Source organism: Phytohabitans kaempferiae, assembly GCF_042433955.1.
GTDB classification, from domain to species: domain Bacteria; phylum Actinomycetota; class Actinomycetes; order Mycobacteriales; family Micromonosporaceae; genus Phytohabitans; species Phytohabitans kaempferiae.
The window spans coordinates 46,430-73,101 of sequence record NZ_JBHLUH010000061.1 but is presented as its reverse complement, the minus strand read 5'-3'; the positions used below and the strand labels follow the sequence as shown (position 1 = coordinate 73,101).

General features: G+C 72.1%; 32 protein-coding genes. 12 read left to right on the top strand and 20 right to left on the bottom strand.

What is annotated here, in order from left to right:
- Positions 1-21: 21 nt before the first annotated feature.
- The 3 genes from ACFFIA_RS29250 to ACFFIA_RS29240 are packed head-to-tail and all read right to left on the bottom strand — an operon-like array spanning position 22 to position 3,134.
- Positions 22-1,314: a M24 family metallopeptidase gene (locus ACFFIA_RS29250; RefSeq protein WP_377256709.1), complete on the bottom strand. Its 1,293-nt coding sequence runs from the start codon at positions 1,312-1,314 to the stop codon at positions 22-24.
- A 13-nt stretch (positions 1,315-1,327) separates the two neighbouring features.
- On the bottom strand, positions 1,328-2,332 hold the full coding sequence (locus ACFFIA_RS29245) for a transketolase family protein (RefSeq protein ID WP_377256706.1): 1,005 nt from the start codon (positions 2,330-2,332) through the stop codon (positions 1,328-1,330).
- A complete protein-coding gene (locus ACFFIA_RS29240; RefSeq protein WP_377256703.1) occupies positions 2,325-3,134 on the bottom strand; it encodes a thiamine pyrophosphate-binding protein in 810 nt (269 codons plus the stop codon). The genes ACFFIA_RS29245 and ACFFIA_RS29240 overlap by 8 nt, the downstream gene beginning before the upstream one ends.
- A gap of 157 nt (positions 3,135-3,291) precedes the next feature.
- On the opposite strand from ACFFIA_RS29240, the gene ACFFIA_RS29235 reads away from it, so the two are divergent.
- Positions 3,292-4,083 carry a FadR/GntR family transcriptional regulator gene (locus tag ACFFIA_RS29235; RefSeq protein WP_377256700.1) on the top strand — a complete coding sequence of 264 codons (792 nt, stop codon included), beginning with the start codon at positions 3,292-3,294 and terminating at the stop codon, positions 4,081-4,083.
- Between the two features lie 95 nt (positions 4,084-4,178).
- On the opposite strand, the gene ACFFIA_RS29230 is transcribed toward ACFFIA_RS29235, so the two are convergent.
- Positions 4,179-4,469 (bottom strand): hypothetical protein, encoded by a 291-nt coding sequence (locus ACFFIA_RS29230; RefSeq protein ID WP_377257267.1) that lies wholly within the window; start codon positions 4,467-4,469, stop codon positions 4,179-4,181.
- Between the two features lie 540 nt (positions 4,470-5,009).
- On the opposite strand from ACFFIA_RS29230, the gene ACFFIA_RS29225 reads away from it, so the two are divergent.
- On the top strand, positions 5,010-5,762 hold the full coding sequence (locus tag ACFFIA_RS29225; RefSeq protein WP_377256697.1) for a class I SAM-dependent methyltransferase: 753 nt from the start codon (positions 5,010-5,012) through the stop codon (positions 5,760-5,762).
- Between the two features lie 16 nt (positions 5,763-5,778).
- Here the strand turns inward: ACFFIA_RS29225 and ACFFIA_RS29220 are convergent, their stop codons facing one another.
- Together ACFFIA_RS29220 and ACFFIA_RS29215 are read right to left on the bottom strand one after the other, a co-directional pair.
- On the bottom strand, positions 5,779-6,162 hold the full coding sequence (locus ACFFIA_RS29220) for a PPOX class F420-dependent oxidoreductase (protein ID WP_377256694.1): 384 nt from the start codon (positions 6,160-6,162) through the stop codon (positions 5,779-5,781).
- 144 nt (positions 6,163-6,306) lie between these two features.
- On the bottom strand, positions 6,307-6,585 hold the full coding sequence (locus ACFFIA_RS29215; protein ID WP_377256691.1) for a hypothetical protein: 279 nt from the start codon (positions 6,583-6,585) through the stop codon (positions 6,307-6,309).
- Between the two features lie 257 nt (positions 6,586-6,842).
- Between ACFFIA_RS29215 and ACFFIA_RS29210 the strand changes: the two genes are divergently transcribed.
- Positions 6,843-8,093 carry a sugar efflux transporter gene (locus ACFFIA_RS29210; RefSeq protein WP_377256688.1) on the top strand — a complete coding sequence of 417 codons (1,251 nt, stop codon included), beginning with the start codon at positions 6,843-6,845 and terminating at the stop codon, positions 8,091-8,093.
- Positions 8,094-8,158: 65 nt separating this feature from the next.
- Here ACFFIA_RS29210 and ACFFIA_RS29205 read toward each other — a convergent pair whose 3' ends face one another.
- Positions 8,159-10,420: a DUF6461 domain-containing protein gene (locus ACFFIA_RS29205; RefSeq protein ID WP_377256685.1), complete on the bottom strand. Its 2,262-nt coding sequence runs from the start codon at positions 10,418-10,420 to the stop codon at positions 8,159-8,161.
- Between the two features lie 453 nt (positions 10,421-10,873).
- On the opposite strand from ACFFIA_RS29205, the gene ACFFIA_RS29200 reads away from it, so the two are divergent.
- Positions 10,874-12,142, top strand: a complete 1,269-nt coding sequence (locus tag ACFFIA_RS29200; protein ID WP_377256682.1) for a L,D-transpeptidase — start codon at positions 10,874-10,876, stop codon at positions 12,140-12,142.
- 117 nt (positions 12,143-12,259) lie between these two features.
- Here the strand turns inward: ACFFIA_RS29200 and ACFFIA_RS29195 are convergent, their stop codons facing one another.
- Together ACFFIA_RS29195 and ACFFIA_RS29190 are read right to left on the bottom strand one after the other, a co-directional pair.
- Positions 12,260-12,868 (bottom strand): hypothetical protein, encoded by a 609-nt coding sequence (locus tag ACFFIA_RS29195; protein WP_377256680.1) that lies wholly within the window; start codon positions 12,866-12,868, stop codon positions 12,260-12,262.
- A 186-nt stretch (positions 12,869-13,054) separates the two neighbouring features.
- Positions 13,055-13,498, bottom strand: a complete 444-nt coding sequence (locus ACFFIA_RS29190; protein WP_377256677.1) for a DUF5990 family protein — start codon at positions 13,496-13,498, stop codon at positions 13,055-13,057.
- A 126-nt stretch (positions 13,499-13,624) separates the two neighbouring features.
- Here ACFFIA_RS29190 and ACFFIA_RS29185 point away from each other — a divergent pair, with 126 nt between their 5' ends.
- The gene (locus ACFFIA_RS29185; protein WP_377256674.1) at positions 13,625-14,569 is read left to right on the top strand and encodes an NAD-dependent epimerase/dehydratase family protein; all 945 of its coding nucleotides are present in this window, start codon (positions 13,625-13,627) and stop codon (positions 14,567-14,569) included.
- A gap of 6 nt (positions 14,570-14,575) precedes the next feature.
- Positions 14,576-15,499 (top strand): RNA polymerase sigma-70 factor, encoded by a 924-nt coding sequence (locus tag ACFFIA_RS29180; RefSeq protein WP_377256671.1) that lies wholly within the window; start codon positions 14,576-14,578, stop codon positions 15,497-15,499.
- Between the two features lie 6 nt (positions 15,500-15,505).
- On the opposite strand, the gene ACFFIA_RS29175 is transcribed toward ACFFIA_RS29180, so the two are convergent.
- On the bottom strand, positions 15,506-16,270 hold the full coding sequence (locus ACFFIA_RS29175) for an SDR family NAD(P)-dependent oxidoreductase (protein ID WP_377256669.1): 765 nt from the start codon (positions 16,268-16,270) through the stop codon (positions 15,506-15,508).
- A 15-nt stretch (positions 16,271-16,285) separates the two neighbouring features.
- Between ACFFIA_RS29175 and ACFFIA_RS29170 the strand changes: the two genes are divergently transcribed.
- The 3 genes from ACFFIA_RS29170 to ACFFIA_RS29160 all read left to right on the top strand — a co-directional run bounded on the left by ACFFIA_RS29170 (position 16,286) and on the right by ACFFIA_RS29160 (position 17,165).
- Entirely contained in the window at positions 16,286-16,456 is a 171-nt protein-coding gene (locus tag ACFFIA_RS29170) for a hypothetical protein (protein ID WP_377256666.1), read from the top strand.
- A gap of 61 nt (positions 16,457-16,517) precedes the next feature.
- Positions 16,518-16,736 carry a helix-turn-helix transcriptional regulator gene (locus ACFFIA_RS29165; protein ID WP_377256663.1) on the top strand — a complete coding sequence of 73 codons (219 nt, stop codon included), beginning with the start codon at positions 16,518-16,520 and terminating at the stop codon, positions 16,734-16,736.
- A 39-nt stretch (positions 16,737-16,775) separates the two neighbouring features.
- Entirely contained in the window at positions 16,776-17,165 is a 390-nt protein-coding gene (locus ACFFIA_RS29160) for a hypothetical protein (protein WP_377256660.1), read from the top strand.
- A 144-nt stretch (positions 17,166-17,309) separates the two neighbouring features.
- On the opposite strand, the gene ACFFIA_RS29155 is transcribed toward ACFFIA_RS29160, so the two are convergent.
- Together ACFFIA_RS29155 and ACFFIA_RS29150 are read right to left on the bottom strand one after the other, a co-directional pair.
- Complete coding sequence (locus ACFFIA_RS29155; RefSeq protein WP_377256657.1) at positions 17,310-18,368, bottom strand: iron ABC transporter substrate-binding protein; 1,059 nt, start codon at positions 18,366-18,368, stop codon at positions 17,310-17,312.
- Positions 18,369-18,471: 103 nt separating this feature from the next.
- Entirely contained in the window at positions 18,472-19,404 is a 933-nt protein-coding gene (locus ACFFIA_RS29150) for a M56 family metallopeptidase (RefSeq protein WP_377256654.1), read from the bottom strand.
- Between the two features lie 103 nt (positions 19,405-19,507).
- On the opposite strand from ACFFIA_RS29150, the gene ACFFIA_RS29145 reads away from it, so the two are divergent.
- Entirely contained in the window at positions 19,508-19,912 is a 405-nt protein-coding gene (locus ACFFIA_RS29145; RefSeq protein ID WP_377256651.1) for a BlaI/MecI/CopY family transcriptional regulator, read from the top strand.
- A 19-nt stretch (positions 19,913-19,931) separates the two neighbouring features.
- Here the strand turns inward: ACFFIA_RS29145 and ACFFIA_RS29140 are convergent, their stop codons facing one another.
- The 5 genes from ACFFIA_RS29140 to ACFFIA_RS29120 are packed head-to-tail and all read right to left on the bottom strand — an operon-like array spanning position 19,932 to position 22,220.
- Entirely contained in the window at positions 19,932-20,555 is a 624-nt protein-coding gene (locus tag ACFFIA_RS29140) for a hypothetical protein (RefSeq protein ID WP_377256648.1), read from the bottom strand.
- On the bottom strand, positions 20,552-21,076 hold the full coding sequence (locus ACFFIA_RS29135; protein WP_377256644.1) for an Asp23/Gls24 family envelope stress response protein: 525 nt from the start codon (positions 21,074-21,076) through the stop codon (positions 20,552-20,554). Before ACFFIA_RS29135 ends, ACFFIA_RS29140 begins: the two co-directional genes overlap by 4 nt.
- Positions 21,076-21,492 carry a hypothetical protein gene (locus ACFFIA_RS29130; RefSeq protein WP_377256641.1) on the bottom strand — a complete coding sequence of 139 codons (417 nt, stop codon included), beginning with the start codon at positions 21,490-21,492 and terminating at the stop codon, positions 21,076-21,078. The genes ACFFIA_RS29135 and ACFFIA_RS29130 overlap by 1 nt, the downstream gene beginning before the upstream one ends.
- Positions 21,489-21,965 carry an Asp23/Gls24 family envelope stress response protein gene (locus tag ACFFIA_RS29125; RefSeq protein ID WP_377256638.1) on the bottom strand — a complete coding sequence of 159 codons (477 nt, stop codon included), beginning with the start codon at positions 21,963-21,965 and terminating at the stop codon, positions 21,489-21,491. Before ACFFIA_RS29125 ends, ACFFIA_RS29130 begins: the two co-directional genes overlap by 4 nt.
- 57 nt (positions 21,966-22,022) lie before the next feature.
- Positions 22,023-22,220 carry a hypothetical protein gene (locus ACFFIA_RS29120; RefSeq protein ID WP_377256635.1) on the bottom strand — a complete coding sequence of 66 codons (198 nt, stop codon included), beginning with the start codon at positions 22,218-22,220 and terminating at the stop codon, positions 22,023-22,025.
- Between the two features lie 311 nt (positions 22,221-22,531).
- Between ACFFIA_RS29120 and ACFFIA_RS29115 the strand changes: the two genes are divergently transcribed.
- Together ACFFIA_RS29115 and ACFFIA_RS29110 are read left to right on the top strand one after the other, a co-directional pair.
- The gene (locus ACFFIA_RS29115; RefSeq protein ID WP_377256633.1) at positions 22,532-24,874 is read left to right on the top strand and encodes a flippase-like domain-containing protein; all 2,343 of its coding nucleotides are present in this window, start codon (positions 22,532-22,534) and stop codon (positions 24,872-24,874) included.
- A gap of 108 nt (positions 24,875-24,982) precedes the next feature.
- The gene (locus ACFFIA_RS29110) at positions 24,983-25,432 is read left to right on the top strand and encodes a hypothetical protein (protein WP_377256630.1); all 450 of its coding nucleotides are present in this window, start codon (positions 24,983-24,985) and stop codon (positions 25,430-25,432) included.
- Positions 25,433-25,456: 24 nt separating this feature from the next.
- Here the strand turns inward: ACFFIA_RS29110 and ACFFIA_RS29105 are convergent, their stop codons facing one another.
- The 3 genes from ACFFIA_RS29105 to ACFFIA_RS29095 form a co-directional block, all read right to left on the bottom strand.
- Positions 25,457-25,783 carry a BON domain-containing protein gene (locus ACFFIA_RS29105; protein WP_377256627.1) on the bottom strand — a complete coding sequence of 109 codons (327 nt, stop codon included), beginning with the start codon at positions 25,781-25,783 and terminating at the stop codon, positions 25,457-25,459.
- Positions 25,784-25,804: 21 nt separating this feature from the next.
- Positions 25,805-26,191: an STAS domain-containing protein gene (locus ACFFIA_RS29100; protein WP_377256624.1), complete on the bottom strand. Its 387-nt coding sequence runs from the start codon at positions 26,189-26,191 to the stop codon at positions 25,805-25,807.
- Between the two features lie 91 nt (positions 26,192-26,282).
- The gene (locus ACFFIA_RS29095) at positions 26,283-26,645 is read right to left on the bottom strand and encodes an STAS domain-containing protein (RefSeq protein WP_377256621.1); all 363 of its coding nucleotides are present in this window, start codon (positions 26,643-26,645) and stop codon (positions 26,283-26,285) included.
- Positions 26,646-26,672 lie beyond the last annotated feature (27 nt).

Below are 26,672 nucleotides of genomic sequence, written 5' to 3'. Positions count from 1 at the left end.
CCTCGTGCGCTCGTCGCGTCGTCACAGCAGGTCGGCCCCGGGCGTGTACCGGATGCCCGTCACGTACAACTGGTCGGCCGGGAACCGGGTCAGCAGTTGGCAGCCGTCCGCCGTCACCACGACCTCCTCCTCGATCCGCGCCGCGGCGCTGCCGTCCGGCGTGGGCCAGTACGTCTCGATCGCGAAGACCATGCCCTCGTGCAGGGTCACCGGATGCTCGAACGAGTGGTAGCGGCTCATCAGCGGCCGCTCCCAGTTGGACAGGCCGAGCCCGTGGCAGTACTGGAGGCCGAACGCCTCCTCCTCGGTCGCGTACCCGAACTCCTGCGCGGCCGGGAAGTGCCGCACCACGTCGGCCGAGGTCGCGCCGGGCCGGATCTCGGCGATCGCGTTGTCCATGAACTCGCGGGCCCGCTTGTACGCCTCGACCTGCGCCCGGTTGGCGCCGCCGACGTTGAACGTGCGGTAGTAGCAGGTCCGGTAGCCGTTGAACGAGTGGATGATGTCGAAGTACGCGGTGTCGCCGGGCCGGATGAGGCGGTCGGAGAAGACGTGCGGGTGCGGGCTGCACCGGCCGCCGGAGATGGAGTTGACCGCCTCGACCTCCTCCGACCCGCGCTCGTACAGGTACCGGTTGACCAGCGCCACGCAGTCGTTCTCCCGGATCCCCGGTCGCAGCGTGCGGAACAGCTCCTCGTACGCCCCGTCGACGAGTCCGGCGGAGTGGTCCAGCAGGGCGATCTCGTCCGCGGTCTTGATCGCCCGGACGTCCTGCATGAAGCCGTGCCCGTCCACGATGGACAGTCCCTCGGCCTCCAGGGCGCGCAGCACCGGCAGCTCGACCACGTCGACGCCGATCGGCTCGCCGGCCAGCCCGTGCTCGCGCAGGAGCTGGGCCAGGCGGGCGGCGTTGCCGCGCTCGACGCCGACCTCCTCGGGGATGGAGCCGCGCCAGCTCGACAGCCCGGCCCGCCAGCTCTCCTTGCCGAACCACGTCGCGAACTGCTGGTGGGTCCGGGCGGCCGAGCCGATGTCCCACAGGATCGGGTCCTGCCCGCGCATCACCAGCGCGCACCGGAAGAGCTTGTCCCGGGCCCAGTTGCCGATGTGCGTACCCGTGGTGTAGCGGATGTTGTTCATGTCGAAGAGGATCAGCGCGCCGAGGTCCGATCCGGCGAACGCCGCCTGGACCTTCGCGAACCGGTCGGAGCGGAGCCGGTCGAAGTTGACCCGCTCCTCCCAGTCCACGCCCATCGTGGCGCCGAGCGACGCGATCGGGCTGGTCTCCACCGGCGGGGCGTAGAAGTTGGTCACGGGGCCTCCTGGATCAGACGGGCGAGTACTCGCCGGCGGCGGCTGGGCTGCGCGGGGCGACCGGCACGGGGTCCGGCCGGCGCGACGCCTCCCACACCGCGTCGACAATTGACTGCGTGGTCAGGTGGTAGGTCTGGAAAAGGTGGTGGGCGCTGAGCGCGCCCTCGGCGAACGTGTCCCGCAGCCCGACGCGGCGCAGCCGGCAGCCGGCTCCGGCCTCGGCGAGCGCCTCGGCGACCGCGGAGCCGAGCCCGCCGACGACCGTGTGGTTCTCGGCGGTGACCACGGCGTCCACTCCGGACGCCGCGTCCACCACCGTGGCGGCGTCGAAGGGCTTGACGACCGGCGCGTGCACGAGTCCACAGTCGACACCGGCGGCGACGAGCACGTCCACGGCCGCGATCGCCGCGGGCAGCATCATCCCGTTGGCCACCAGCAACGCGTCGCCGCCGAGTCGCAGCCGCCGCGCGCGGTGCAGCGAGAACTCGTAGTCGTCGTCGAAGATGACCGGGATCTCGCCGCGCTTGAGCCGCAGGTAGACCGGGCCGGGATGGTCGAGGATGGCCGGTACGACCTGGCGGATCTCGGTGGCGTCGGCGGCGTCCACCACGGTCAGGTTGGGCACCGCGCGCATCAGCGCCACGTCCTCGATCGCCTGGTGGCTCGGGCCGCCCGGGCTGGAGATGCCCGGCATGAAGCCGACGATCCGCACCGGGAGGTTGGGATAGGCGATCGCGTTCACGATCTGGTCGAACGGGCGGCGCGTGGCGAACACGCCGAAGGTGTGGACGAACGGCACGTGGCCGGCCCGGGCGAGCGCCCCGGCGATGCCCATCATGTTCGCCTCGGCCATGCCGACGTTGACGAACCGATCCGGCAGCTCGTCGCGGAACAGGTCGACCTCGCACTGCCGGGTCAGGTCACCGGAGAGGCACACGATCCGCTCGTCGGCGCGGGCCAGGTCGAGCAGCGCCGTGCCGTACGGCTTGAGCACGGTCGGGTAGGGCGGTTTACGCAAGGCGGGACTCCAGTTCGGCGGCGGCGCGCGCGGCGAGCTCGGCCGGCAGCTTGATGAAATGCCCGTCGGTGCTCGCGGGCAGGCAGTCGAGTCCGGTGGTGGTGGAGGTACGGGCGACCACGACCGCCGGCCGGTCCGCCGCCACCGCCGCCGCCAGGGCCGCGGCCAAAGCCTTGGTGTCGTGCCCGTCGACGTCCTCGGCCCACCAGCCGAAGGAGCGCCACTTGTCGGCGATCGGCTCGATGGTCGTGACCTCGGTCACCGGGCCGTCCACCTGGGAGTTGTTCGCGTCGATCACGGCCACGAGGTTGTCCAGCCGGTGGTGGGCGGCGAACATGGCCGCCTCCCAGACCTGCCCCTCCTCCAGCTCGCCGTCGCTGACCAGCACGACCGTGCGGGCCTCCGTCCGGCCGCGCATCCGGTCGGAGAGCGCGAACCCGACCGCGCCGGAGAGCCCCTGACCGAGCGAGCCGCCGGTCAGGTCGAGCCCGGGCGAGCGCTCGGTGCCGATCGCCTCCAGCCGGGACCCGTCGTGGCCGTACGTGGCCAGCTCGGCCTCGTCGAGCAGGCCGGTCTCCACCGCCGCGGCGAACGCCCCGATCACGTAGTGGCCGGGCGAGATCACGATCCGGTCGGTCCGCGGGCGGTAGACCCGGGCGTAGAGCGTGGCCAGGATCTCGGCGGCCGACAGCGCCTGGCCGAGGTAGCCAAGACCGTGCGCGGCCACCATCCGCACGGCGTGCCGCCGGATGCGAGTGGCGAGCGTATCGAGATCGTGTGGTGACTCAAGGATCGGGTCCATGCTAACCTCAGGTGGTCAAGTGGCTAATCCACTTTTAGCTAAACCCAGACGGCACGCCACGTCAAGCCGGTCCTTCCAGAGCGTCACGCGGCTTGCGTAGGCTGTCCCACACCGGACGCGGAGGATGTCAATGCGTCTATGGACTGATGGAGGAGCGATGCCGCCGGCGGAGCCCGCAGCCACCGGACCCGGTTCCCGCCCACGCAACGTCGTGCAGCTGGGCGCGGTCCGGATGGTCGCGACCAGCCGCCTGGCCGACGACGTGGCCGAGCAGATCCGGCAGCTCATCATCACCAAGGACATCGCCGAAGGGGCGCGGCTGCCCTCCGAGCGCCACCTGGCCGAGATGTTCGGCGCGAGCCGGCCGATCGTCAGCCAGGCCCTGCGGTCGCTGTCGCTGATGGGGCTGGTCGAGATCAAGCAGGGCTCTGGCGCCTACGTCATGCGCCGCCCCGAGTCGGCCATCGCCACGTCGGTCAACCTGATGCTCGACCTCGACAAGCAGTCGCTCTCACACCTCGTCGACCTGCGCCTCTGGCTGGAGACGCTGGGCGCGACCGAGGGCCTGCGGCACGCCGAGAGCAACCTCGCCGACGTGCGCTCCGCCCTGCAACGACTCAAGGAGAGCATGGCGGGCGGCACCTCCGCGTGGATCGCCGCCGACACGCTCTTCCACGCCGCCGTCGTGCGCACCTCCGGAAACCCGTACCTCGCCTCGATCTACGAGGCCATCCACACCGCGATCATCTCGTACGAGTACGACGACTGGGTCAGCAGCGACCGCGTCCCCGACTGGCTGCTGCCCAGCAACGCCGACGCGCAGATGGCCATCCACAAGCCGATCCTCGACGCGCTGGCCGAGGGCGACGAGGCCGCGACCCGCGACGCCATCCGCCACCACCACGAGGTCATGCTCCAGCACATCGCCCGCAGCCGGCAGCCTGACTGACCGCGTTTCCCCGGGGGGCGCACCTCGAAAAAGGACGGTGGCCGCCCGGGAGGATTCTCCCCGGCGACCACCGCGATGTGGCGAGCGTGACCCGCTCAGTGGCGGTCCTTACGCTCCGCACCCGTGCGCCAGTTGCTGCCGGCCTTGGCCAGACCACGGCTACCCAGGTAACCGATCGTCAGCAGCGTGATCATGAACCACGCACTGTGGGCCCGGAAGGTGTCCACCCCGGCCGCGTTCTGCCCGACAAGCAGCGAAGCGAGCAGCACTCCGCCCACGGCCGCGAGGTAGATCCAGAACTCCGTGGTCAGCACCGACGGCTTGGTCTCCGTGCCGGGCGACGGGCCCCGCATCGCCTCACGACGCCCATCGGCCATCGCCGGCATCGCGCGCGGGCGCGCCTCCTGCATGGGCTGCTCCGGCGCCTGCGGCGCCCTGGCGGATGCAGTCTCCATGCTCATCTTGTCCTCCTCAGGGGTGTGATGAGTCGTACCCTGCAATCCCTCGCCCCGCTAACCTGTGTGAGCACAGGCAGGATTCACCTTGAACAGCGGGGATGCCTTTCATTTACCCCCGGGCCGGGGTCGATAACGGAGGGCTCACGGCCAAAATGCGCGCCGCACCGGAGTCCGTTTGCGACCTCGTCGAGGTGGGATGCACCGCGCTGCGCGGCAAGGACGCCAACGTCCCCGGACCGCGCGTACGCGGCCGCCAGGGCCTGTTTCATGAGGGTCGGTCGAGCCGAGGCGGAGTCCGGTGGTGCCGGGCGGAAGGTCGCATACCGGTGTTGTATGCGGCCTTCCGCCCGACCTACGGCCTGTTTCATCAGGGCATGGCCGGCCTGCGGCGGGTCCCGATCGTCGGGAATGTGGATCGCGTCCACAGTCGTCCCGTGCCTACCGTGGATCCCGCCAGAAGGGGGAAGCATGCACGCCGGAGACGTCGACTACCACCGCCACGGCCAGGGCTACGCGGCCCAGCGCCGCACCGACCCACGCATCGCCGCACACGTGCACGCCGCGCTCGCCGGCGCCCGCACCGTCATCAACGTCGGCGCCGGTGCCGGCTCCTACGAGCCCGACGACCGCTACGTGCTGCCGGTCGAGCCGTCCGCGGCCATGCGCGCCCAGCGCCCGCCCCACCTCGCGCCGGCTCTGAACGCGGCCGCCGAAGACCTGCCCTTCGACGACGACAGCTTCGACGCCGCCATGGCCACCGTCACCGTCCACCAGTGGACCGACGTCGCCGCCGGCCTCCGCCAGCTACGTCGCGTCGCGCTCGGCCCGGTCGTGATCCTCACCTTCGACCGCGACGCCCTGGACCTGCTGTGGCTGGCCCAGTACAGCCCCGAAATCATCGCCGCCGAACGGCGCCGCTTCCCGCCGCTCGACCTCATCGCCGAACACATCGGCACCACCGAGGTCCACCGGATCCCGGTGCCGATCGACTGCGTCGACGGCTTCACCGAAGCCTTCTACGCCCGCCCGGAGCGTTTCCTCGACCCCGGGGTACGCCGCTCTCAGTCCGCCTGGACCTTTGTGGATGATGCCGACGAAGCCCGCGCCGTCGCACACCTGCGCCGCGACCTGGAATCCGGCGCCTGGGACGAACGGCACGGGCACCTGCGCCGCCAACCGGAGTTCACCGGTTCGCTGCGCCTGCTGGTCGGCCACCCCTGACCGGTCCGCGGGGCGGTCACTCGGTGAGCGTGACGCGCAGGCCCACCGTGCCGTGGCGGCCGCGCCTGATCCGGCTGCCGAGCATGGTGATCCGGCCGAGCAGGCCGTACTTTCGGACGATGAGCCTGCGGACGTGGTCGTCGCCCTCCGCCGAGCCGGTCAGGGTGGCGTGTCCGCTGACCGCCTCGCCGTGGGGATTGCCGCGAAGGTCGCACGGTGCGACGGTTACCGCGCCGTTGCGCCGGATGCGTTTCACCTTCCCCGAATCCGCGACCGTCCACACCATCAGCGCGTCTCCGTCGCGGACGGCCCAGACCGGTGTGGCCACCGCCCGGCCGTCGCGGCGAAACGTGGTCAGCAGCACGTAGGTCTCGCGAGCCAGGCGGTCCAAGGCACTCATTGGCGTCAGGCTACGCCAGTCTCGCGCACCACACCGCCCATTGCCGCCGTAGCGCTCGTGCATCGGCCCTCACCGTGACGCGGCGCCTCGATCCACGGCCGAGAGCGTAGAGCCCGAGCGCCGGCATATCCGCCCGGCAGGAGGTCAATCGAGCAGGGACCCGTCAGGCCGCATGATCTCGGCTTGAGTCAAAGGGGAAAACGCCGACCAGCCACCGTCATCGACGGCCACCGACATGCGGATCCGTCCGTCACCGTCGTCCAGGCCGGAGCTCACGACGCTGTAGCGTTTGCCATCCTCCGCGATGACCTCTCGGGTCTCGTTGTCATCGAGCATCAGCCGCCACCGCGCATAGTCGAGGCCACGCCACTCGGCCAAACGCTCCTCGGCCAGCCGCGCCGCCAGCGCCCGGTTCAACCCCACGCCTACGAGCGTGCCGCACCTCGCCGGCGGCCGCAACGGAGAAACCTTTCGAGGTTGGGTTTCCCTGGATCTGTCCACAATGGCCGCGACCAGCCACCGCGGCCGGCGGCCCCTTCGGATCGGCGCCAAGGGACCGGCGTGATGATCATGGATTCCGCAGCAGTGACCATGGTGTCTGCCGCAGGTTTCGCCCGAAATATCGTTGCGCATCCAATGGTCTCTAGGTGGCGCGCCTCGGTGGCGTTACTCTGCGACCTATGGCGGTGGCCGTCGCGCCGCACTCGCGGCACCTCGGCCGTTCGCTGCTTCCGCTCGGGCTGGTCTCGTTCGCGGTCGGCATCTCCATGGCGGTGGTCGAGCCGTTCCGTTCGCTGTTTCTGAGCACGGCCGTGCACGCCGATCCGTTACGGCTGACCGTGTTCCTCATCGCCGCGCCGCTCGCTGGCGTGGTCGCGTCCACGCTGATCGGGCGGCTGTCCGACCGGCGGGCGATCCGTCGAGGGCTGCTGATCGGCACGTCGGTCGCGGGCCTGGTCGGCATGGGGCTGACCGCGTTCGTCCGCGACTACTGGCTTCTGCTCGCGCTGACCGCGACCGCGATGGCGCTGGCCGGGGCGTTGTTTCCGCAGACGTTCGCCTACGCCCGCCAACTCCTGGCCCGCGACGGCTCCAGCCCGGCGCTGGGCATCAGCACCCTGCGCACCGTCTTCTCCCTGGCCTGGGCCGCCGGGCCGCCGCTGGCCGCCGTCCTGCTGGAGACGGGCGGCTTCGTCTACGTCTTCGGTACGGCCGCGGCGATGTACGCGGTCGCCGCGCTCGTGGCCGTCTTCTGGCTGGAGAGGGTCGGCACGCCGGAGAAGGTTGGCACGCCGGAAGAGGTCGGCACGCCGGCGGCTCCCACCGGCGAGCCTGTGCCTGACCTCGCCGGCGGCCCCGTGGCGTCGCGGCCTACGCTGCTGGTCACCGCGGCGGCGTTCACGATGCTCCAGTGTCCGCTGACCCTGTGCGTGCAGGCGCTTCCACTGTTCATCAGCACCGAGCTGAGCGGCGACGCGACCGACGCGGGCCTCATCCTCGGCCTCTGCGCCGCGCTGGAGATACCGCTGATGCTCGGCCTCGGGATGCTGGCGACCCGGATCCGGGCCCGCGTGCTGGTGCTCGCCGGCGCCGGCTGCGGCGTCGTGTACTACGCGCTGGCCGCGGCCGCCTCGACGATCTGGATGCTGGCCGCCGCGCAGGTCGTCAACGCGCTCTTCATCGCGGCGGTGGCCGGACTCGGCATCTCCTACACGCAGGACATGCTGCCGCGGCAACCGGGTCGCGCCACGACGCTGTTCACCAACTCCTTCCCGATCGGGGCGATCCTGGCCGGTCCCCTGTTCGGCCTGGCCCAACACCTCGGCTACCGGTACGCGTACGTCATCGGGGCGGCCCTCTGCGCCGCCGGCCTGCTCCTCCTGCTGATGACCAGCCCTCCCACGCCGCGTGACCGGCACGGCCGCCAGTGAGACGGCTCGTCCGCCGTCACCGGCGGCTTCGGCCGATGGTGACCGGACCGGCGAAGCGCGTTCGATCAGGCGATCTTGGCGCGGGCACGGTCGAGCAGCACGCTGGCGTGGGGTCCGGCCGCGTAGCGGGCGGCGTCGAGGGCGTCGGTGACCGCGGCCCGCGCGTCCGGGTTGGTGGCGCGGTGCGCCGCGAGCCACAGCCACCGCTCTTGTCCGGCCTCCAGTTGCGCGCGCCGGGCGCGCTGGAGGGCGGCGCCGGTCAGGGTCCGGGTCGCCACGCTCTCCGCGATGTCCGGGTCGCCGGCCAGATCGGTGTGGCTGGCCGCCTCGGCGACCGCCCACCACGCCGCGTCCCTCAGCCGCGCCTCGGGCAGCGCGTCGAGGGCGGCCAGGTCGAGACCGAGCCGGGCGTCGACCCGCCGCGGGTCGTAGGGGTACAGCGGAGGCATGTGAGGCACGATCCGGAAGCCGATGCCGGCCGCCTCGATCCGGGCCATGTCGTCAGCGGTGAGGCCGCGGCCGGTGAACCGCTCGACCGCCACCAGCCCTTTGGCGTTTCGGTCGCGGACGTCATGAAGGTCCAGCCCGGTGAGGGCGGCGGCGACGGTGGAGGGGAGGTCGCCGGCGGCGGGCGGTTCGAACGCGGCGAGCATCTGCCCGTCTTCGGCGAACGACAGCCGCCGGTCGGCGTCGACGCTCCAGTACAGGCTGGCCGCTCGCCCACGCGCCGAGGCCTGGCGCAGCACCGGCTCGGAGGAACCTTGGAAGCCGTTGTACTCCACGGCCACCACGGCGGCGCCGGTGTCCAGCACCGCGACCCAGGGGTCGATCGATCCGCGCGCGGCCAGGTCGGCGGCGATGTCGCGCATCGGCTCGGGGCGCGCCGGGTCGGCGCCGAATGCCTCCAGCACCTGTCCGACCGGTGCCCCGGTGACCACGGTGACGGTCGCGGCCTCGCTCAACGTGCTGCGTCGCAACCACCGGTAGGCCATCTCGGGTCGTGGTGCCCGGTCCGGCTCCGGCTCGCCGCGCAGCCGGTGGCCGAGCCGGTCGGTGCGCCGGTGCACGACCTCCGGCGCGGCGGGCGCCTGCCACACCACCAGCTCGTAGCTTTCCGCCCACGGGTCGTCGACGTCGTCGCGGCCACGGGCGTGTACCCGCAGCCGGTAGTCGCCGGGCCAGGGCGGCGTGATCCGGGCCAACGTCGGGTCGCCGCCACCGTCCGGTCCCCGCACCGAGGCACGCCCGTGGGACGCGCGCCAGCCGACCTCCACCACCTCGTCCCAGCCGGCGGCCTCCACGGAGGCGGGCGGCTCCGCGAGCACGCGGGCGATGACCGTAACCGGGCCGTGCTCGACGCCGGTGCGGATCACCACGCCACCGTCCACCACGGACACCAGGCCGTTGCCACCGAAGTCGGCGCGCTCGGGAAACCCGCTCTCGGCCAGCGCGAACCGGTGTCCGGACACCGTCACCGAGCCGACGCTGTGCCGCGGCAGCAGGTAGTCGGCACGCGCCTTGGCGAGCAGCGCCGACTCGTACGCGGCCGGCATCGGCGCCTCGCGCAGCAGCACCACCGCGGCACCGACCGCCAGACCCACCACAGCGGCCGGCCGGTCGACGAACGCCGGGACGGGCACCTGCCCCAGGACGGCGCTCGCCGTCGCCACCGCCAAGGCCAGGTGTGCCGCACCGTGCCCGGCGGCGACCGACGCCTCGTCGCCCTCACCCACCGCCAGCGGCTCCCGAAGCTGGTCGTGTGCGGCGAGCCGCCGGCACAGCGACTCGATCAGCTCGGCCACACCGGGGTGCAGCAGATCCACCGTCCTGGCCGCGGCCACCGCCTCGCTCTGCCCGGCGCTCTCCGTGACCACGTATTGGCCCGCAGGCGCCGGCTCGACGCACGCCGTCAGGTCTGGCACGCCGGCCAACCGCAGGTCATCCACCAGCAGCTCCAGCGCACCGAGCAGGCGCTCCGCCAGCAGCGGCTCCACGTCACCGAGCGCGGCCAGCAACGCCGACCCGTCGGCGGTGGGCGACCCCGCCCACGCGACCGGCCCGGCCGGCATCGGCCGCGGGACACCGACCCCGCGCGGCACCGGACGCGGCGGTCCCGGTCGGGCCAAGACCCCGCGCGCCCGTGCGCCAGCCACATCCGCCATCGCCGCCCGTCGCCGGACAGCGGTGCGCAGAGCGGGATCGTCCGGCGCGCCCAGCCGCCCCAGACCAGCGGCCGGACCGGCGGGCACGCGCAGAGCGATCAGCGGCAACACCGCGGCCACCGACGCACCGAGCCGCGCGACGACGTCCTCGGAAACCTCGACCACGCGCCCTCCCCCTTCGGCCCGCTGATTCTAGCCACCACCATCGCGATCTTGTTGACCCGCGAATGGACACTGTCATCTATTTGGAACCGTCTTTTCGTGGTGCCGCGCGGAATGTTTTTCGCCGCCCCATGATCCAGGCCCGGCCTGGCCACCGAAAGATCACTATAAAAGGGCACCCTCACCCGAATTGAGGTCCATCTTTCCAGCGGACGGAACGCGCGAGACAGCGCGGCACGGGCGGTTCGGGACGGGATGGCGGCCACGGCCGTGACACATCCACCCGGACCGGCCGGCTGGGCGCGCTTCTGCCGCAATTGCCCAGGCCCTGCCGTCGCGCACATCGCCGGAAATGCCGCCCAGAATTGCGCCCGGTGAATCTATCCGAAATTGCGCGTGTATCGGATGGCGGTAGAGAGAATGTGGCGAAGGGAAGCCACCAACGGGGGGAGCATCATGGAGTTGAGGCGGCGACTGAACCTGCTGTCCGTAGCCATCGCGGCCACGCCGTTGGTACTCGCCGCGTGCACCGCCGACAGCAAACCGGACGGCCGGCGGGCCGGGGAGCAGGCGGCGTCGCTGGAACTGCTCGTGACACCTGCCGACCAGGCCCGTGACGTGCCGATCAGCGCCGAGGTGGGCACAGCCGTCAAGGGCGGGCGGGTCACCGCCGTACGGATCACCGACGACAAGGGCAACCAGGTCCAGGCGGAACCTCGGGAGGACGCGTCGGCCTGGGTGCCGAGCAAGCCGTTGCAGCCCCGCCGCACCTACACCGCCGAGGTGACCGCCACCACCGACGCCGGGAAGACCGTCACCCAGAAGACCACCTTCACCACGATGCCGAAGTCGACGAAACCGGCGATCACCAGCACGTTGTACTTCTCCAACGGCCGGACGTACGGCACAGCCATGCCGGTTACCGTCGCGTTCGACCCGCCCGTCGCCAAAGAGGCCAGAGCGGATGTGCAGCGCCGGTTGTTCGTGAAGACCGATCCCCCGCAGCCCGGGGCCTGGTCATGGGTGGCCGACGGCAGCCAGGTCTACTACCGGGCGCCCGACTTCTGGCGGCCCGGCACGACGATCAGCGTCCGGTCCGCCCTTCAGGGACTGCCGATCGGAAAGGGCCGGGTCGGGGACGCCGACCGCACCGCCACCTCCAAGGTCGGCCATCAGGTGGCCCTGGAGATCGACAACCGCACGAAGCAGATGTCGGTCCTGCGTGACGGCAAGGTGATCCGCAAGATCCCGGTCAGCCTCGGCAAGTCGAGCACGCCGACCTCCAGCGGCAAGATGGTGATCATGGAGAAGCACGAATACACGACCTTCGACACGCGGGGCGAGCCGGACGGCGGCTACGTGGTCGACGTCCAGGACGCCCAGCGACTCACCTGGGGCGGCGAGTTCATCCACGGAGCGCCCTGGTCCGTAGGAGACCAGGGCAGCCGCAACGTCTCGCACGGCTGCACCAACATCTCCGCCTCCGCCGCCAACTGGCTGATGGGCGTCACCCAGGTCGGCGACCTGGTCACGGTCAAGGGCACCGAGGTGACGCTGGACGCGGGCAACGGCTGGACAGCCTGGAACGTCGGCTGGGACGAGTTCGTCAAAGGCAGCGCGCTGCCCGTACCGGCCGGGCTCCGGCCGGCCCCGGCCCAGGCACCGCCCCCCGGCACCGTCGTCGGCGCATCGCCCGCGCCGGTCCCGTCGGGCACCGGCGGCTGACCCGGCATACGCGAGCGTGAGAAACGGACCGCCCCTCGCCGGGGGCGGTCCATCTCACCCTCACCGGGTGACCCGCAGTCATGTCCAGGGCGTGCGAGGGCTTGGTGGCACGGCGGTTCAGCGCGGGGAGTACAGCCAGGGCTGCCTCAGGTCGAAATACTGCGGAGCGCCGACGCTCAGCGCGTTCATCTCGTCCATCTGGGCCTTCAACCTCGGTGGCAGCTCCTGGCGCTCGGCCTCGCGGGCGTCCTCCTCGGAGGTGAAGAACACCGCCATCGTGAAGGCGCCGTCATCGTGCTGGGCGCCGACGGTGCCGAGGATGTCGGGGCGGTATTCGGCCCACTCGCCGGTCTCCTGCGCCATGAGCTGCCGGGACCGGTCGGGGTCGGTCCCCTGACCTTCGATGACCTGTACGAAGCCGGCCTCGTCGGCGTCGCCGACCATGTCGACCACGGCGCTGGCGCTGTCCCGGAAGGTCACCTCGCCGGAGAACAGCCTGGCCGTCTCGGCCCACCACCGATCCTGCTCCGGGCGGTCGTTGTTGCGCCGGGCCGCCTCCTCGGACTCGAACTGGGTGACCGCGATGGCCACGCCGTCGTCGGTGACGCCGGCCGCCGTGCCGAGCCAGCCCTGCGCACCGGGCGCGAGGTCCGCCGCCCACCGGTCGAGCGCGGCGCGCATCCCCTCCGGGTCCGATACCGGTCCTTGGATCACCTGTACAAACACGGAGGGCCCCCTAACCGCGCGTCCACGACCGCGACGATACCGCCGGTGACCGGCGCCGTTTCGGGTTTCGGTCGCCCACCTCCTGCCGACCGCGTCACGCCGGCGGTGCGCCTCGTCCGTGCCGGGTTAGCCGGCGACGCCGCACCGGCGCAACTCGTCCGAAGCTGTCGAACGGCGGCGGCACGGTCACCGCATTGTCCACGCCACGTCGGGCGGGCGGACGCGGGCGCAGCGCGGCTCGCCCGCGGCGTCGGTCAACCCGAGCCGGCAGACCAGCTCCCCCGGGCCGTCGTGCGCGGCACGCAGCAGGTCGCTCGGGATGTCGCCGAACAGCAGCTTCGCCCGCCGGAACATCTCGAACCGGTCGTCGGTCACCGTGCCCCAGCTGAGGTAGAGGAACCGCGCGCCGGGTCGCCCGTGGACCCACGGCCCGCCGACGTCGAGCAGCCCGTCCACCTCGCGGCTGGTGACCTCGAACCGCCAGACCGCCTCCGACGCGGCCGCCGAGACCCGGTCGACCACCTCGGCCCCGCGCTGCACCCCCACGTGTACGTTGCCCAACCGCAACGCGGCGGCCTCGGCACCGGCCCTCCGCCCTGGCAGGTCAGTGCCCTCGATCCGGATGCGCACGCCGCAACTCTAGAGCGGCGCGACGGCACATGGACGAACCCCGCCCGCTGTGAACTGGGTAACCGCCGTTCATGGGCCGCGGGCGCGCCTCGTCTCCTCTTGATGAGCACAACGAACGGAGACGTCATGCGAATCTTCATCGCCGGAGCGTCCGGCGCGATCGGCCGCCATCTCGTTTCCCAGCTCGTGGCGCGCGGCCACGAGGTGGTGGGCACGACCCGTTCGGCCGCCAAGCTCGGCGCGTTGCGGGCGCTCGGCGCCGAGCCGGTGATCGTCGACGCGCTCGACCCCGACTCGGTGGCCGACGTGGTGGCCAAGGCCGAGCCCGAGGTGGTCATCCATCAGCTCACCGCGCTCAGCGGACCGGCGGACTTCCGGCGGGCGAGGCGGATGGCGGCCGCCACCAACCGCCTGCGCACGGAGGGCACCGACCACCTGCTGGCCGCCGCGCGTGCCGTCGGCGTCCGCAGGTTCGTGGCGCAGAGCAACTCCCTGTGGATGGAACGCACCGGCGGTCCGGTCGCCGACGAGAGCGGCCGGATCGAGCCGAACCCGCCCGCGGACGCCGAGGAGGCGGTGGCCGCGCTACGCCACCTGGAGCGGGCGGTGACCGGCGTCAGCTGGGCCGACGGCATCGCGCTTCGCTACGGTGGCTTCTATGGCCCGGGTACCGGCATCAGCGCCGAGCCCGGTGCCGTCATGGCCGAGTGGCTCCGCAAGCGCAGGTTTCCGATCATCGGCGGTGGCGGTGGGGTGTGGTCGCTGGTACACATCGTCGATGCCGCCTCGGCCACGGTCGCGGCCGTCGAGCGTGGCCGGCGCGGGATCTACCACGTCGGTGACGACGAGCCGGCACCGGTGCGCGACTTCCTGCCGGAGCTGGCCCGCGCGCTCGGCGCCAGACCGCCGCGCCGCGTACCGGCCTGGCTCGTCCGTCCGCTGGCCGGCAGGGGCCCGGTGGACATGATGACGCGGGCCCGAGGGATCTCCAGCGAGAAGACCAAGCGCGAACTCGGCTGGACGCTTCGGTACCCGACCTGGCGCGTGGGTTTCGCCGAGGGATTGGGCTGACCGGGAGTGTCCACTTCGGAGCTGTACGGGGAGCTGCGGCCGAAGGCGTTCGCCATCGCCTACCGGATGCTCGGCAGCGTCAGCGAAGCCGAAGACGTGGTGCAGGAGGCGTTCCTGCGCGTGCACCAGACCCTGCGCCGGGACGAGGAGATCAGCTCGCCCCGGGCGTACGTCGCCACGCTGGTCACCCGACTCGCCATCGACCAGCTTCGCTCGGCGCGGGCTCGGCGGGAGCGGTACGTCGGCGAGTGGCTGCCGGAGCCGCTGGTCACCGACCCGTCGCCGGCCGAGCGGGCCGAGACCGCCGACTCGCTGTCGCTGGCGTTCCTGGTGCTGCTGGAGAGCCTGACACCGCAGCAGCGGGCCGCGTTCCTGCTTCGCGAGGTTTTCGACTACCCGTACGCGGAGGTCGCCGAGATCGTCGGTACCAATGTGGACAGTGCGCGGCACCTGGTCGCGCGGGCTCGCAACCACGTCAGGGAGCGGCGACCGCGCTATCGCGCCTCCCGGCGGGAGCGAGACGAGCTGGCTCGGCGCTTCTTCGCCGCCGCCGGGCAGGGCGACCTCCGGGCGCTGGAGGCGCTGCTGGCACGGGACGTGGCGCTGCACGCCGACGGCGGCGGCAAGGTGCCGGCGCTGGCCCGGCCGGTCGACGGCCGCGAGCGCGTGGCCCGGGCCCTGTCGGCCGGGATGTCCATGCTGGCACGGTACGGCGTGCGCGTCCGGGTCACCGAGGTCAACGGCCAGCCCGGCGCGATGGCGTTCGACGCGTCGGACCGGCTGGTCGCGGTCATGGCCCTCGACATCGCCGACGGCGCGATCCAGGCCATCCACTCCGTCGCCAACCCCGACAAGCTGCGCCACATCGACCAGGTCAGCGACCTCGGCGTCCGGGCGCGCGGCGGCCACCGATCCGGCGGCCGCCGCTGAACCGAGCTACAGGTTGTAGCCGCCAGACACCTCGATGTCCTGCGCGGTGATCCAGCAGCCTTCGTCGCCGAGCAGCGCCGCGACGACCACGCCGATGTCGTCCGGTTCGCCGAGTCGCCCCAGCGCGGTCCTGGCGGCGAGGCCGGGGATCACCTCGGGGTGGCGCTCGAACGCGTTGCCGGCGATGCGGGTGCGGGTCGAACCGGGAGAGACCGAGTTGACCCGGATGCCACGAGGGCTGAACTCCTTGGCCATGTAGCGGGTCAGCACGACCAGACCGCCCTTCATGGTGCCGTAGGCCGAGTATCCCGGCTCCATGCCGGCGAACGAGGCCGCGTTGCTGGTGACGTTGACGATGGCGCCTCCGTCGGCCAGCAGCGGCAGCAGCGTCTGGGTCAGGAAGTACGGGCCTTTGAGCAGGACCCGCATGAGCCCGTCGAACATCTCCTCGGTTGTCTCCTCGAACAAGGCCATCTGGCCGAAGCCGGCGTTGTTGACGAGGTGGTCGAACGTGTCACGCCGCCAGGTGTCGCGCAGCGCGGCGACCACCGAGTCACGGAAGGCCGGAAACGTCTCCGACCGGCCGGCGTCCAGCGGCAGCGCGACGGCCGTACCGCCGTCCTTCTCGATCGCCGCGACCGTGTCCAGCGCCCCGTACTGGTTGCCGTTGTAGGTGAGGATCACCCCCGTTCCGCGCTTGGCGATCTGGATGGCAGCGCTCTGCCCGATGCCGGAGCTGGCCCCGGTGACAATGGCGACCCGCATTGTCATCACACCAATTCCTTCGTGGACAGTTCGGAAACCGTGCCGAGAACCCGCGCGAGCCAGTCGTTGCGCGTCCGCCGGGCCGCGGCCGAGATCGGCGCCCGCGGGTACAGCGCGTCGAAGCCGTGGAAGCCGCCGGCCCAGATGTGCAGCTCGGCCTGGCCGCCGGCGGCCCAGATCCGCGTGGCGTAGTCGACGTCCTCGTCGCGGAAGCGTCTCCGCCTTCTACCGCAACTTCCAGGCGGTCACCGCCATGAGCCCGATCCAGTTCCAGAAGCAGATCCGGCTCCAGGAGGCCCGACTCCTGCTCGCCACCGGTCCCGGTGACGTCACCGGCGTCAGCCGCCGCGTCGGATACGACAGCCCGTCACAGTTCAGCCGGGAGTACCGGCGCCAGTTCGGCGCGCCTCCCAGCCAGGACACGGCCCACCTGCGCGGATTGACGCGCGACCTCGCACCGGCTTCGCTGTAGCGGCCACGCCCAAACCGACGCGAAGGACGGGAACAAAGGTTGAGACGCCGAATCTTCCGCGTGCTCGCACCGCAGGTCGCCGCCGGCGTGATGCTGACCGCCTGCTCCGGCGACGCCGACGCGGCGACGACGGTGCAGGCCCGGGTCACGATCTCGGTGTGCCCGGCCAGCACTCCGGGGACGTGCCTGTCGCTCCCGGTCCCCGAGGCCACGATCACGGTCACCACGCACGATGCGCCGCTCGCGTCCGCGACGACCGGCGCCGACGGCCGGGCGGATCTTTCCGTTCCGGCCGGTGAGGGCGGCGAGCTTGTCGTCACCGCCGAGTCGCCCGCGCTCTCGGCGCTGCTCACCGCGAGCCTGGCGCGGCCGTCGTCCGGAGGATCCCTCTCCGTCACGCTGACCGACCCCGAGCCCCTCAAGCGGTAGCCCCGCGGTCATCGGCGGGCCATGACCTGCTGTACAAGCTGCACTTCACACCGCATCCACTTTGAACCACCGGCCGGTGCGCGAGCCGCGGATACGACGCACGGCGGGCCCGTACTCGGCGGGCCCGCCGTGCGACGGTCACGGTCAGGGCAGGAGGCCCGAATCCTTGATCAGGGCGATCGTGGCCTCGAGCTGGTCCAGGTCGTTGAGGTCCACCCCGGGTACGGTCAGCGTGTCCAGCGCCGGCGCGTACGCGGGCGCCGGCACGCCGGCGACCACCGGGTACTCGAAGGTCTCCTCGGCGAAGTAGGTCTGCGCCTCGGTGCCCAGCAGGTAGTCGACGAACGTGCGCACGTCCGGGTCCTCGGCCGCCTTCTTCAGCACGCCCACGCCGGCGACGTTGACCAGGCCGCCGCTGTCGCCGTTGGGGAAGTAGTGCAGCTTCGCCTTCATCGTCTCGGGCGTCTTGCCCTGCTCCTTGGACATCTCGCCGAGGTAGTAGTGGTTGACCAGCCCGGTGGCGAGCTTGCCAGCGTCGACGTCCTGGACGATGGTCGCGTTGCCCTCGTACACCTTGGCGTCGTTGGCCTTCAGGCCGGCCAGAAACTCCTTCGCCTTCGCCTCGCCGTGCTGCACGGTGACCGCGGTGATGAACGCCTGGAACGAGGCGTTGGTCGGTGCGACGCCGACCTTGCCCTTCCACTCCGGCTTGGTCAGGTCGAACACCGACGCCGGCAGTTGTGCGGCCGGGACCAGGTCGGGGTTGTAGACGACCACGCGGGCGCGGGCCGTCACACCGACCCAAGCGCCGTTCTTGGCCCGGTAGGCGTCCGGGACCTTGGCGGTGACCTCGTCCGGCAGCGGCGCGAACATGTCGTTCTTCGCCACCGCGCCGAGGGCTCCGGCGTCCTGCGCGAAGAACGCGTCCGCCGGCGACCTGTCCCCCTCCTCCAGCAGCTGGCTGGCCATCGCGGCGGTGCCGGCGTAACGGGCCTCGACCGTGATGCCGGTCTGCTGGGTGAACTTCTCCAGCAGCGGCTTCACCAGGTTTTCGCTGCGGCCGCTGTAGACAGTGATCTTCTTGTCCGACGCGGGCTCGGTACCAGGCTCCGGGGTCTCCGCCTCGTCGCCACCACAGCCGGCGAGGCCGACAGCGAGAACGCCCGCGGCGAGGGCGAGGAGGATCTTTCGGGGGGCGGGCACAGTGGCGCTCCTTTGGTCGCACGGGGAGCCGGGCCCTGGCTCTTCTACTGGATGTAGAAGTTAGCAGAGGCTAACCTAAACGCGCGAGCGCCCCCGGGACCTGTTACCTGGCGGTGACCCGAGCCGCCCGAAGCAGCTCGTGCAGGTCGTAGACGGCCTCACCGGTCCAGATGATCGAACCGACCGCGAGCGCCGCCGGGAGGATGGCGAGGTAGCGGGCCCGCAAGGTGCCCGCCGGACGCAGCAGCGCACCGACCCGCCGCGGCACGTCGCCGGCCCGGGCGACCGCCGACGCGACGGGCACCGGGGCGCCCGGCCGGCCCGCGCTGTCGCCGACGGCCAGCGCGGCGGCACCGATCGCCCGCGCCACCGTCCGCCGGCTCCCCACCTCGACCGCGGCCCGCTCGTCCGCCGCCCGCTCGACCAGGTAATCCACCTGCCGGGCCACCCACCGAAGCGCGGGATGGGCCGCGCCCGACATCGCCGCCAGCCGGATCAACCGGTGATGCCGGCCAGCCAGGTGGGCGCGCTCGTGCGCCAGCAACGCGGCGTACTGCTCCGCGGTCAGCGCCGCCCGCATCCCGGTGGTCACCACGACGACCCCCGGCCGCCCCGGCACCGCGTAGGCCAGCGGAGCGGCGTCGGCCAGCACCAGCACCCCCTCGTGCGACGGCAGCCCGGCCAGCTCCCCGGCCGCCCGCAGCACCCGGCGGTGCCGCCACCACACGCGTCCGGCCGCCGCGACCGCTCCCGCCAGCAGCACCAGCGACAGCCACGAGACCCACGGCACATGCCCGGTGTCCAGCGCCACCGTGTGGTGCGACCAGTCGAACAGCCCCGCCACCGCGGGCAGCTCCGCGATCGCCTTGAGGGCGAACACGAGCAGGTTGGCGGTGCTGGCGAACGCGGCCCCCGCCGCCGACCAGGCCAGCACGACCGCGCCGCGCCACGGGTCCAGGCGGCCCGCGCACAGGTACGCGACCAGCACGAACAGCGGCGGAACCACCACCACCGACCAGACGAAGTGATCGAACACGCGTCCCCCAAGCCCCAAATGACCAGCTCACAGTCTGCCAGCACGCCGACCGCGACCACGCGGGCCGGACACGATCCGCCCCGAAACGCTAGGGTCTTCGGCAATGACGGCGAACGACAGCCCCGACACGACCCCGGGCGCTGGCGCCCGCAGGCGCCCCGGACAGCTCGAGGCCCAGGTGGTCACCGTCCTGGTCGACGCCGGCCGGCCGCTCACGCCCGGCGAGGTCCGCGAGCGGCTGGACCCCTCACTGGCCCTGTCCTACAGCACGGTCGTCACGACCCTGTCCCGGCTGTACGAGAAGGACGCGGTCTCCCGCCACCGCGCCGGCCGCGCCTACCGGTACGCCGCGGTCGCCGACGCCGCCACGCTCGTCGCCAAGCGCATGCGCCACCTGCTCGCCGCCGAGCCCGACCACGCCTCCGTGCTGCGCCGGTTCGTCAGCTCCCTCGACCCCGACGACGAGCGCACGCTGCGCGACCTGCTCGACAGCGCCGCCGACGACTAGGACGTGCTCGACCGAGGCGTCAGCGCAGCGACGTCGAGCCGGTGAGGCGGGCGGTAAACGAGGGGTGCTCGGGCTCCAGACCGCTGGTCGTGGCGAAGCGGCTCAGGGCGTCGTCCGCGATGGCCCGTACCCTGGCCAGGTCCGTGTCAGGTGGCAGGTCGAGGCGGACGGCGAGGTGAGGGTGCGCGGCGGCGCCGGTGATGTCGACCTTGGCGGCGTGGATGCCGGGCTGCCGGGCCAGGTCGCGGCGGAGCGCCTTCTCCAGGGCCTGTGCGCGCACGGTCGTCTCGCCCGGCACGGGCTGCTCCGGCTGGAGTTCGACCGTGTCGCCGGACGGCGACGCGTGCGCCCGCTTCAGCTCGCCGCCGGTCAGGTCGCGCAGCCCGCGTTCGCCGGTGGTACGCAACTGGAGGCGGGCGAGCCACAGGCCAAGTAGCGCCACCAGAAGGCCGACCACGATCACCAGGATGTGACCCCACGGGCTGATGTCTCGCCAGCCGGTGACGAGGGCCGGCCACAGCACCGCGGACGGCGTCGTGACGCCCGGGAGCCGGTCGTAGTGGGCGAGCACGCCGGCCACGCCGGCGAGGAGCAGCACCAGGCCGATCACTGTCCACAGTGCTCGGTTCGCGGCGTCGGTCACGTCACCCTCCTGACCCGGGCGAGCGAGACCCCGACCTTGACCGTGTCAGGCGCGGCGAGGCGGTCGAGCTCGCCTCGTACGGCCTGCTCCACGTCGGGGATCGAGGCGCGGTCACCGGCGGCCTTGACCACCGCGCGCCACTGGCGTCCCCGGCCGCGGACGCGGACATGCGCGTCATGCACGGCCGGCACGCGGTTGGCTACCTCGGCGAGGCGTTGCTCCACCGAGCGCCGGTTCAGGTACCAGCCGTCCGCCTCGCCGACCGGCACGCGGTCCGGCCGCCGCGGGCGCAGTTGGGCCAGCAGCACCAGCAGGCCCACCACGCCGATCACGAGCGCCACGAACAGGAAGCTGTTGTCGCTGAACCGGGTCTGTGTCAGCCGCGCGTACCAGGCGTCGCGTGGGACCCACAGCGACGGCCGGTCCAGTCCGAGCAGGGCCGCCTCGATCGCGAGCAGCAGGCCGGCGGCCAGCAGCACGATCCCGAGCAGCAAGGACGCCAGCCGGTTGACGACGGCCATCAGCCACCCCCGTCCGGAGGCCGTGGTGAGTGGCCGTCCGGTTGGCCGAACATGCCGGCCGCCACCGCGTACGCCACGTCGGTCGCCCCGGCCGCCAGGGAGGCGGTCGAGTCCGCGAGGACGAAGTCGTCCGGCACGTCGGTCACCACGATGGTGACCGGCCGTGGATCGCCGGCGGCGGACAGGACGACACGGGCGGCGGCGCGGGCCTGGCGCACGACCGGTTGCAACGGCAGCCGGTCGACCACCAGATGCACCTCCACCGTGTCGCCCACCAGGCGCACCCCCGGCACCTTTCCGCCGGGGTACTGCGTGCCGACCTCCACAGTGGACTCCGAGCCGACCCGGCCGACGCCCGGCACCGCGCTCACCGCGTCGCGCACCGCGACGGCCAGTTCCCGAGCACTTCCGGTCACTGGACCCGTGGCTCCTTCTCCTCGTCCTGCTCGCCCTCGACGAACACGTCGTCGACCGTGATGTTCACCTCGACGACCTTCAGCCCGGTCATCGACTGCACCCGGTCCTTGACGTTGCGGCGCACGGCGTCGCAGACATCCACGATGCTCTGGCCGTACCAGGTCACCACGTCCAGGTCGACCGCGGCCTCCCGCTCCCCCACCTGCACGGACACTCCCTGCCGGCTCATGTCGGTGGTGCCCGGCATCATCGACCGGACCTGCCCGATGCGGCGGGAAACCCCCTTGCCCATCGAGTGCACGCCGGGAATCTCGCGGGCCGCCAGGCCGGAGATCTTCGCGACCACACCCTCCGCGATGCGGGTCCTGCCCTCCTCGGTCACCAACTGCGACCGGCTCGGCTCCGTACCTCTGCCGCCCGTCATCCGGTCGGTCGCCGTGTCCGGCGAGCCCTTCGTGGCCGTATCAGCCATGTCAATACCCCGCATTCTCGTGCCGCTGTCACACCGGCTGGTTCCGGCCGCCGCCCGTCAGCGCGGCGAGCGCCGCGCCCCGCCGCTGAAGCGATCGACCAACTCTCCGAGGTCCACCTGTCGGTCGAGGACCCGAGCGACGAGCACGCCGGCCACGCCGGCCAGCACCGCCGCCACAGCAGCACCGAACCCCGCGGCCAACCACACCGCCACCACGGCGAACCCCACGGCGAACCCGAACTGCTGATGGGACATCACAACCACCTCACGGCCCCAGGCGGACACATGCAGCGACCAACTTATCCCTTTCACACTGTTGGAGGTGGTTCATCAGGAAAGTGGAAATGCCAGAGAGCTGAACGGCTCGTCGGCCCGCTCGAAGCCGGGCCGGCGATGGCCGCGGGGTCACCTCACCGAGGTGAGGAGGGTACGAGCGAAACTGCTCGCCCGGCGCTCCCCGGTCGCTCCGGGCGACTGCGCCGATCCGGCCCCACCGCGGCCGGTGGCCACGTAGGGTCGGTCCCCAGGCATCTGACCGACGGTGGCCCCCGTACGCGAGGTTTGCGATGGCCCGGACGCACCGGCCGTCACCGGCTCTGGTGTTCAGCACGTCCGTCTGCGTCGGCCTGCTTGTCGTGCTCGGTCTCCTGATCCGTGCGCGGCCGATCGACCGGTGGGAACGGGACCTGTTCGTCCTGTTCAACCACCTGCCGGCTGGGCTGACGCCGGCGTTGGTGGTCGTCATGCAGGCGGGCTCGTACCTGGCGGTCTTCGTGGCCGCGCTCGCCGCCGCCGCGCTGCGCCGGTTCGCGCTCGCGCGGGACCTGCTGATCGCCGGCAACCTCGCCTACTGGCTGGCGATCGTCTGCAAGGTCGCGGTCGCCCGGGAACGGCCGACCGCGCTCTGGAACGACGTACGGGTCCACGACACCATCACCGGGGCTCTGGGCTTCCCGTCCGGCCATGTCGCCGTCGCCTCCGCCCTGGGGCTCGTCCTCAGCCGCGCCCTTCCCCGACACCGCCGCTGGTACGCCTGGGCGGGCATCGCCCTGGTCGCGGTCGCCCGCGTCCACGTCGGCGCGCACCTGCCCGCCGACGCGCTCGGCGGGTTCCTGGTCGGCTGGCTCGCCCTCTGCCTGACCCGGCTTCTGGTCGGCCAGGTCGGTCCGGAGGGCTCGACCGGGCGCCTCCGCCAAGCCCTCCACGAGCGCGGCCTGGACCTGCTCCGGCTGGAGCCGATGGCCAGCGACGCACGCGGCTCCCGCCCCTTCAGCGGCGACGCCGCCGACGGCCGGCGCCTGTTCGTCAAGGTCACCGGTGGCGAGCAGCGGGACGCCGACTGGCTCTACAAGCTCTACCGGCGGATGCGTTACCGCGACATCGCCGACGAGCCCCCGTACCTGACCGCGAAACAGAAGAACGAGCACGAGGCGTACCTGTCGCTGCTCGCCGAACGGGTCGGCGTGCGCGTGCCCCGGTTGGTCACGACGGCCATCGCCGCGAACGGCGACGCCATCCTGGTCGAGGAGTTCGTCGACGGCCAGCCCCTGGACTCGCCCGGCGCCCATCTGTCACCGGCCGGCCTCGCCGACACCTGTCACCAGGTCGCCCTCCTGCACCGGGCCGGACTGGCACACCGCGACCTGCGCGCCGCGAACATCATGCTGCGCGACCACCACGTCTGCCTCCTCGACCTGGGCTTCGGCACCGACAACGCGACCGCCGCCCAGCAGGCCCGCGACATCGTGGAACTCCTGGTGACGCTGGCCAGCCTGGTCGGCGCCCGCCCCGCGGTCGCCGCGGCGGTGGAACACATCGGCGCCGACCGGGTCGCGGACTGCCTGCCCTACCTGCAACGGCCGTTGCTGTCTCGGGCCGGACGCAAGATCCTCGACGACCGCCCCGGCCTGCTCGGCGAGATCCACGACCAGATCACCACGCACTGCCCGAGCCGCCAGGACCGGCCCGCCCGGATCGCCCGGATCACCCCACGTGGCATCTTCCAGCTCGTGATGCTCGGCCTGCTCGTCCACTTCCTGCTGCCGCAGGTCGGCAAGGTGGGCACCGCGCTGCACCTGATGCTGACCGCGAACCCGCTCACGGTCCTGGGCGCCCTGCTCGCCTCGGCCGCCACCTACCTGTTCAGCGCCCTCGCGCTACGGATCGCCGCCGCCGACCGGATCCCGCTCGGGCAGACCGTGCTCACCCAGGTCGCCGCCTCCTTCGCCAACCGCCTCGCCCCGGGCAGTATCGGCGGCGCCGCGCTGAGCCTGCGGTTCCTGCAACGCGGGCCGGCCACCACCGCCGAGGCGGCGACGATCGTGACGGTCGTCCGCGTGGCCGGTGTGGTCTCGGTCGTGCTCCTGCTGCCCCTGCTCGTCCCGTTCGCCCGGCAGCCCGCCCGGAACCTGCTGCACGCCGAGGCCACCAAGGGCCTGCCCGTCCTGCTCGGCGTCCTGGCCGTCCTGCTCGCCGCCGCCGTGGCGGTCGCCGTACCTCGGCTACGGGCCCGGAGCCACGCCGTCGCGCACCAGGTCGTCGCGGCGCTGCGGTCCCTCGCGAACTACCACCGGCTGGTCCGCCTCATGGCGGTCTCCCTGGCCATCAGCCTCACCTACGGCGCCTGCCTCTACCTGGCCCTGCTCGCCGTCGGGCTCACCACCGCCCCGGCGATCATTCCCCCGGTCGTGCTCGTGTGCCTCATCGGCGAGGGGATCGCGTCCGCCGCGCCGACCCCCGGCGGCCTCGGCGCCACCGAGGCGGCACTCGTCTCCGGTCTGCTGATCTACGGCATCCCCGCCGACACCGCCGTGGCCGGAGTCCTGATCTACCGGCTGGCGACCTTCTGGCTCCCCACCGTGCCGGGCTACTTCGCGCTACAGGAACTGGTCCGCCGGCGCCTGCTGTAGGCACGCGTCCGCGGCGACCGTAGGGGCGGCACGCGCTGGCCAGGTTACGAGCAGGGGGAACGGGCATCACCAATGCGATCCCGTATCCGCGCACGAAGGAGCCGCGAGGTGCCCCGCGCCGCCACCGGCAACCGGCCCCGCCGCCAGACCCGCCGGCCACCCGCGCTCGTCAACCGGGCGGTGCTGGCGATCCTCCGTTCGCGGCTGCACCGGCTGCTCGACTCCGAACTCTGCGAACTGCGGTACCGCACCGGCAGCGGACGCCGGGTCACCCTCCCCGTGCTCTACGCGACCGACGGCGGCAAGTACGTGGTCCTGATCGGCGACTCAGCAAACAAGCGATGGTGGCGCCACTTCCTCCGGCCCGCCCAGCTCGAACTGTGTCGGGGCGGCTCCCGCCGGACGGGGATCGGCCGGATCCTCGCCCGATCGGACCCCGACTACCAGACCGCCGTCCGCATGCACCAGCACCGGCACCACGTCCCGATGCAGCCCGGCGATCAGATACTGCTCGTCCAGACCGGACCCCGCTCCGCGAATCCCCCGCCGGCGGGGTGAGGCAGGCGCCGCGCGGGATCGCGCTCAGCCTTCTCCCGCGTGCCGCCGGCCCGCCTCGTCGTCGCCGTGCGGCGCGGTCAGCATGTTGCAGACGTCGGCGATGCCGGGAGTCCGCCAGGCCAGGTCACCGGCGATGATCACCACCTCGAGCGAGTCCACCGAGCCGCTGAGGATCGCCACGCGGTTTTGCACGTCGACCTCGATGCGCTGGTCGCCGGTGCGGTCATGCCCCAACAGGCGGGCCATGACGCCTTCGGCGACCCGCTGGTCGGCCTCCGCGCGCCCACTCGGACGGCCCGGCTGGGCACCGTGGAAGAAGGCGTCCTCCGGGTATGGCCACAGGACCGCCATCGTGCACTCCTTCCGGGTCTTCTACAGGGTCGGCGCGGCGGTCGGCACCACGTCGGCGTGCCCGGTGTCGGCCAGTCCGAACAGGCCGAGCAGGCCGGTCGCCCACAGTTGCCGCCGTGGAAAGGGAGCCAGGTTTTCCACCGTCAGGGCACTGCCGCTCACCGCCGCGGCACGGTGGCATCGCACCAGCTCGCCGATCCCGGTCGAGTCGATGAACGACACGTTCTTGAAGTCCAGCACGATCGCCGGCGGCTTGTCACGGGCCAGTACGGCGATGACCGCGTCGCGCACCTGCCCGACCGTGGCCATGTCGATCTCGCCGAACGGCAGTAGGCGGACGCCGGCATCGGTGTGCGACTCGGTGATGAGCATGCTGGTCTCGCGCGAGTGCTCGTTGATCGCTTTCACGGTGCCTCCCTGCCCCCAACGGCAACCAGGTCCGCGGACCGAGCGCGGACGCTCGCCAGACAGCCGCCGTCTGGCCTGGACCACGGCGCCGTCACGGCGCGCCGCAATACGACTCGTCGTGCCGGGCCGTGACAGCGGAACCCTCCTCCGGCACCATGTGCAGCACCTGCTCCACGCGGGCTATCCGCAGGATCCGCCGCAGACGTGGCGTGGGCGAGCGAAGCGTAAGGCACGCCCCGGCCCGCAGCAACTGCCGGTGCACGTCGAGCAGGAGCGCGATGCCCGCCGCGTCGATCCCGACACATCGGGCCACGTCCACCACCAGCCGGTCCGGGCGCAGCCGCACCGCCGTGTCCAACGCCGCCCGCACCGGCGCCAGGCAGGTGAGGTCCAGGCGGTCGGTCAGGTACACCTCCACCACCGGCACCGCCACGGGTCGCGCGACCGCACTCACCTAACACCTCCCTCATCTCGGCCGGGG

Bases quoted from the DNA above. Each gene is read 5' to 3' on its own strand.
- ACFFIA_RS29105 (WP_377256627.1), bottom strand. From the start codon at position 25,783: ATGGCGGTCCTGTGGCCATACCCGGAGGACGCCTTCTTCCACGGTGCC.
- ACFFIA_RS29175 (WP_377256669.1), bottom strand. From the start codon at position 16,270: ATGACAATGCGGGTCGCCATTGTCACCGGGGCCAGCTCCGGCATCGGG.
- ACFFIA_RS29210 (WP_377256688.1), top strand. From the start codon at position 6,843: ATGGCGGTGGCCGTCGCGCCGCACTCGCGGCACCTCGGCCGTTCGCTG.
- ACFFIA_RS29225 (WP_377256697.1), top strand. From the start codon at position 5,010: ATGCACGCCGGAGACGTCGACTACCACCGCCACGGCCAGGGCTACGCG.
- ACFFIA_RS29185 (WP_377256674.1), top strand. From the start codon at position 13,625: ATGCGAATCTTCATCGCCGGAGCGTCCGGCGCGATCGGCCGCCATCTC.
- ACFFIA_RS29115 (WP_377256633.1), top strand. From the start codon at position 22,532: ATGGCCCGGACGCACCGGCCGTCACCGGCTCTGGTGTTCAGCACGTCC.
- ACFFIA_RS29200 (WP_377256682.1), top strand. From the start codon at position 10,874: ATGGAGTTGAGGCGGCGACTGAACCTGCTGTCCGTAGCCATCGCGGCC.
- ACFFIA_RS29120 (WP_377256635.1), bottom strand. From the start codon at position 22,220: ATGTCCCATCAGCAGTTCGGGTTCGCCGTGGGGTTCGCCGTGGTGGCG.
- ACFFIA_RS29125 (WP_377256638.1), bottom strand. From the start codon at position 21,965: ATGGCTGATACGGCCACGAAGGGCTCGCCGGACACGGCGACCGACCGG.
- ACFFIA_RS29235 (WP_377256700.1), top strand. From the start codon at position 3,292: ATGCCGCCGGCGGAGCCCGCAGCCACCGGACCCGGTTCCCGCCCACGC.
- ACFFIA_RS29220 (WP_377256694.1), bottom strand. From the start codon at position 6,162: ATGAGTGCCTTGGACCGCCTGGCTCGCGAGACCTACGTGCTGCTGACC.
- ACFFIA_RS29230 (WP_377257267.1), bottom strand. From the start codon at position 4,469: ATGCCGGCGATGGCCGATGGGCGTCGTGAGGCGATGCGGGGCCCGTCG.
- ACFFIA_RS29165 (WP_377256663.1), top strand. From the start codon at position 16,518: ATGAGCCCGATCCAGTTCCAGAAGCAGATCCGGCTCCAGGAGGCCCGA.
- ACFFIA_RS29145 (WP_377256651.1), top strand. From the start codon at position 19,508: ATGACGGCGAACGACAGCCCCGACACGACCCCGGGCGCTGGCGCCCGC.
- ACFFIA_RS29240 (WP_377256703.1), bottom strand. From the start codon at position 3,134: ATGGACCCGATCCTTGAGTCACCACACGATCTCGATACGCTCGCCACT.
- ACFFIA_RS29135 (WP_377256644.1), bottom strand. From the start codon at position 21,076: ATGGCCGTCGTCAACCGGCTGGCGTCCTTGCTGCTCGGGATCGTGCTG.